The sequence below is a fragment of the Nocardioides sp. genome (genome assembly GCF_031422975.1).
Lineage (GTDB): Bacteria > Actinomycetota > Actinomycetes > Propionibacteriales > Nocardioidaceae > Nocardioides.
Genome location: NZ_JANPEO010000071.1, coordinates 1 through 4,847, shown reverse-complemented (window position 1 = coordinate 4,847; position 4,847 = coordinate 1). Strand labels below are relative to the sequence as shown.

At 70.6% G+C, this 4,847-nt stretch carries 5 protein-coding genes; 4 read left to right on the top strand and 1 reads right to left on the bottom strand.

Going from position 1 to position 4,847, the window contains the following annotated elements; all coding sequences use genetic code 11:
- The 4 genes from RMO85_RS02475 to era form a co-directional block, all read left to right on the top strand.
- Positions 1-943 (top strand): FAD-binding protein (locus RMO85_RS02475; protein ID WP_310526270.1); only part of this gene is annotated, 943 nt, incomplete at its 5' end.
- A 2-nt stretch (positions 944-945) separates the two neighbouring features.
- Positions 946-2,217 (top strand): class I SAM-dependent methyltransferase, encoded by a 1,272-nt coding sequence (locus RMO85_RS02470; protein ID WP_397202904.1) that lies wholly within the window; start codon positions 946-948, stop codon positions 2,215-2,217.
- Between the two features lie 28 nt (positions 2,218-2,245).
- Entirely contained in the window at positions 2,246-3,019 is a 774-nt protein-coding gene (locus RMO85_RS02465) for a siderophore-interacting protein (RefSeq protein ID WP_310526267.1), read from the top strand.
- A gap of 14 nt (positions 3,020-3,033) precedes the next feature.
- On the top strand, positions 3,034-4,023 hold the full coding sequence (gene era / locus RMO85_RS02460) for a GTPase Era (RefSeq protein WP_310526266.1): 990 nt from the start codon (positions 3,034-3,036) through the stop codon (positions 4,021-4,023).
- Positions 4,024-4,122: 99 nt separating this feature from the next.
- Here era and RMO85_RS02455 read toward each other — a convergent pair.
- Positions 4,123-4,847: septum formation family protein (locus RMO85_RS02455; RefSeq protein ID WP_310526265.1), on the bottom strand; the 725-nt coding region annotated here is incomplete at its 5' end.

Below are 4,847 nucleotides of genomic sequence, written 5' to 3'. Positions count from 1 at the left end.
CGACCTGTTCGACTCCTTCGCGAACTCCTACGGCTCCCTCGGCTACGCGACCCGGCTGCGGATCGAGCTCGAGCGCGTGTCGCCGTACGTCGCGATCCGGCACGTGCGCTTCGGTGAGCTGAGCGACCTCCCGGCGGCGATCGCGACGATCGTGGAGACCGGTGAGTGGGAGGGCGAGCGTGTCGACGGGCTCGACGGCGTCGTGTTCACCCCCGACGAGGCCTACCTGACGTTGGCCCGCTGGACCACCGAGCGCGGGCCGACCAGCGACTACGGCGGGCAGCAGGTCTACTACCGCTCGATCCAGCAACGGCCGACCGACCGGCTGAGCATGCTCGACTACCTGTGGCGGTGGGACACCGACTGGTTCTGGTGCTCGCGCGCCTTCGGTGCCCAGCACCCCGTCGTTCGCCGCATCTGGCCCCGGCGCCTGCGTCGCTCCGACGTCTACTGGAAGCTGGTCGCGCTCGCTCGTCGGTGGTCGATCGGCGACCGACTCGACCGGCGCGCCGGCCGCCCGCAGGGCGAGCGGGTCGTCCAGGACGTCGAGGTCCCGGTCGAACGGCTGCCCGAGTTCCTGGCGTGGTTCGACGCCGAGATCGGCATGCGCCCGGTGTGGCTGTGCCCGCTGCGACTGCGTCGCACCAACTCGGCCCGACCGTGGCCGTCCTACCCGCTGGCCGCTGGGCAGACCTACGTCAACGTCGGATTCTGGGGCAACGTCGCGGTCGGGCCCGAGGCGCGGCACTCTCCGCGCAACCGCGCTGTCGAGGCGAAGGTGCAGGACCTGGGCGGCCACAAGTCGCTGTACTCCGAGGCGTTCTACGACCGGGACACGTTCGACGCGCTCTACGACGGCGCCAACCTCGCGGCGGTGAAGAAGCGGTACGACCCCGACGACCGGCTGACCGGTCTCTACGAGAAGGTGGTGCAGCGCGGATGAGCATGAACGTGAGCATCGGAGACGCCTTTGCGACGTTGATACGCGGCGGGATGCCCGTGCACTTCACGGCGTACGACGGCAGCGAGACCGGCCCCCGCGACGCGGCCATCGGACTCCACCTGCGCAACCAGCGTGGGCTGGCCTACCTGCTGACGGCACCGGGCGACCTCGGGATGGTGCGCGCCTACGTCATGGGCGACCTCGACCTGTCCGGCGTCCACCCCGGCGACCCGTACGACGCTCTGGTGCTGCTCAAGGACCACATGGAGTTCCGGGTGCCGCCGCCGGCAGAAGCGCTCTCGATCGTTCGCGGACTCGGGCTGGGCCTGTTGCGGCCGCCGCCACCACCGCCCCAGGAACACCTGCCCCGCTGGCGTCGCGCGGTCGAGGGGATGCGTCACTCGATGGCGCGGGACGCGGGGGTGATCGCGCGCCACTACGACGTTTCCAACCGCTTCTACGAGCTCGTGCTCGGCCCGTCGATGGCCTACACCTGTGCCGTCTACGAGCGGGCCGACGTCGCGCTCGAGGAGGCGCAGGCCGCGAAGTTCGACCTCATCTGCCGCAAGCTCGCGCTCGAGCCCGGCCAGCGGCTGCTCGACGTGGGCTGCGGCTGGGGCGGCATGGTGCAGCACGCCGCCCGGGAGTACGGCGTCCGGTCGCTCGGCGTCACATTGTCGTTGCAGCAGGCCGAGTGGGCCAAGAAGGCGATCGACCGCGCGGGACTCGGTGACCTCGCCGAGGTGCGCCACCTCGACTACCGCGACGTGCTCGAGACCGGGTTCGACGCCGTCAGCTCGATCGGGCTGACCGAGCACATCGGCGTCCGCAACCACGCGGCGTACTTCGCGCACCTGCGCGACCGGTTGCGACCCGGCGGCCGACTGCTCAACCACTGCATCACCCGCTCGCACAACCGCAAGCAGGAGACGGGCGCCTTCATCGATCGCTACGTCTTCCCCGACGGCGAGCTGATCGGCTCGGGCAGCATCATCCGCGCGGCTCAGGACGTGGGCCTGGAGGTGGAGCACTCGGAGAACCTGCGCCAGCACTACGCGCTGACTCTCGCCCACTGGTGTCGCAACCTCGAGGCCAACTGGGACGAGTGCGTGGCCGAGGTGGGGGAGAGCACGGCGCGGGTGTGGGGGCTCTACATGGCCGGGTCCCGGATCGGCTTCGAGAGAGGTGAGGTCGAGCTGCACCACGTGCTCGCGACCCGGGCCGACGAGGACGGGCCGGCGCCCTTTCCCCTGCGCCCCGACTGGACGGCGTAGTCCCCGGCCGCGCCGGTAGCCTTGCCCGGTGAGCACCCGAGCAAGACAGTTCCAGGCGCAGGTCGTGCGGCGGGAGCAGCTCTCGTCACAGTTCGTGCGACTGGTGCTCGGCGGCTCCGGGCTCGCTGACTTCACCTCGACGAGCATCCCCGACGAATGGGTGGCACTGACCATCCCGGGCCAGTTCCAGACGCGCTACTACACCGTGCGGTCGTGGGACGGGGCCGAGCTGACGCTCGACATCGTCGTGCACGAGCACGGGCTGGTCACCGAGTGGGCCTCGACGGACTGCGTCGGCGAGGAGGTGTCGGTGAGCGAGCCGAAGGGGTCGTTCACGATGCCCGCTGACGCGGCGTGGCTGCTGCTGGTGGGCGACCTCACCGCGCTGCCCGCGGTGGCGCGCATCATGGAGACGGTCTCCGTGCCGGTCACTGCCTGGGTGGAGACACCCGACGAGCCGATTCGTGCCTACGTCGAGGGCGACGTCAGCTGGTCGACGCCACCGCCGGGCGTGGAGAGCGCCACCTCGCAGATCGTCACCTCGATGGACTGGCCTGCCGGGTCCGGATACTTCTGGATGGCCGGCGAGTCCGCCCAGATGCGGGCGATCCGCAAGCACCTGATGCGGGAGCGACAGCTGCCGTCGTCGGCATACGACGTCATGGGCTACTGGCGCGGCGGTGGCCAGCTGCGGCAGCCGCGTGCGGTCGATCCGGGACCCATCTGGCGCGCCGGCAAGGCGGCAGGGAAGAGTGACGACCAGATCTGGGCCGACTACGACGCAGCGCAGGAGCAGCACTAGACGATGGGCAACGCATGAGCAACGAGCACGACCAGGACTTCGACGTCAGCGGGGTTGCCCCGGCTGGCCCGGCCCACGGGGCCCGCCCCGACGGGTTCCGCAGTGGCTTCGCGAGCTTCGTCGGACGGCCCAACGCCGGCAAGTCCACGCTCACCAACGCACTGGTCGGCAGCAAGGTGGTCATCACCAGCTCCAAGCCGCAGACCACCCGTACGGTCGTCCGCGGCATCGTGCACCGGCCCGATGCCCAGCTGATCCTCGTCGACACCCCCGGACTGCACCGGCCGCGCACGTTGCTCGGCGAGCGGCTCAACGACCTGGTGAAGACGACGCTGGCCGAGGTCGACGTCGTCGCGGTCTGTCTGCCTGCCAACGAGAAGGTCGGTCCCGGGGACCGCTTCATCGTCAAGGAGATGGCGAAGGTCAAGCGCACCATCAAGGTCGCGATCGCCACCAAGACCGACCTCGCCACCCCCGAGCAGATCGGTCAGCACCTGCTGGACATCCAGACGCTCGGTGCCGACTCGGGCATCGAGTGGGCCGAGATCGTGCCGGTCTCGGCGCAGTCGGGTGACCAGGTGGCGCTGCTCGCCGACGTGCTGGTCGGGCTGCTGCCCGAGGGACCCCAGCTCTATCCCGACGGTGACCTCAGTGACGCGCCCGAGGAGGCGATCGTCGCCGAGCTGATCCGCGAAGCCGCGCTCGAGGGAGTGCGCGACGAGCTCCCGCACTCCATTGCCGTCGTGGTGGAGGAGATGGGTCTGCGCGAGGGCCGCGACACCGACAAGCCGCTCCTCGACATCTACGCCAACCTCTATGTCGAACGCGACTCCCAGAAGGGGATCATGATCGGCCACAAGGGGGCGCGCCTCCGCGAGGTCGGCACCGCCGCCAGGCTGCAGATCGAGGCACTGCTCGGCACCCCGGTCTACCTCGACCTCCACATCAAGATCGCCAAGGACTGGCAGCGCGACCCGCGTCAGCTGCGCAAGCTCGGCTTCTGACGGGCCGAGTCGGCGTGAACCGCATGCCGAGTCGGCGTGAACGGCGGGCCGCACGCGAGTTTGCGCCGACTGGGCGGGGTGTTCGCGCCGACTCGGCATTCAGGCGGGGGCCCAGCAGATCCCGTAACGCCGGCCGGCGTCCCACTGGTCCTTCGACGGCCGCTCCTCGGACCAGGTGAAGTCGAGCGGGTCCGCGGCGCGGTTCCGAGCGGCAGAGCGGCAGGCCGACTCCATCTGCGTGCTGCTGGCCGTTGCGGACGGGTAGGACTTCGCGGACAGTGCCACCGTCGAGGTGGCCACCCACGAATGTGCCGCCGAGCAGGGCACCCGTCGGAACGACGCAGCGGAGGGTGACGTCGTACCGCACATCGCGAAGCGGTCCGAGGCGCCGACGAGGCCCTCGGTGGAGCGGGGCAGGGCCGCGAGCCGCCCGGGCGTGGCGAGGGCGACGACGTCGCACCGGAACCAGTCCGCGCCCGCCGCGGCCTCCTCGACCGACGGCGTGAACCACACGGCCTGCACCATGCTCAGCCGCAGGTCCTCGGGGGAGCCGCCGACGTGGGCGCGCAGCAGCGTCGTGCACGACGAGGCGACGGCCGCCTGCACCGATGGCGAGTCGACTGCCATCAGATGGCCTGACGAGACGAGCGAGAGTCGGCCGATCTTGTAGGTCTGCGAGGTGTGCGGCTTCCTGCACGCGACCTCGGTGCCGCCGACGACCGGGGCGACGGCCTGGGCGTAGCTGAGCCGGTGGCAACCGTTCTTGGCCGGCCGGGGGACGACGGCGACTTTCGGCGAGGGCGCGGGCGAGGGCGCGGACGCGG

What these genes read in the sequence shown, in the direction of transcription:
- RMO85_RS02470 (WP_397202904.1), top strand. Translation starts at nt 946, where the DNA reads ATGAACGTGAGCATCGGAGACGCCTTTGCGACGTTGATACGCGGCGGG.
- era (WP_310526266.1), top strand. Translation starts at nt 3,034, where the DNA reads ATGAGCAACGAGCACGACCAGGACTTCGACGTCAGCGGGGTTGCCCCG.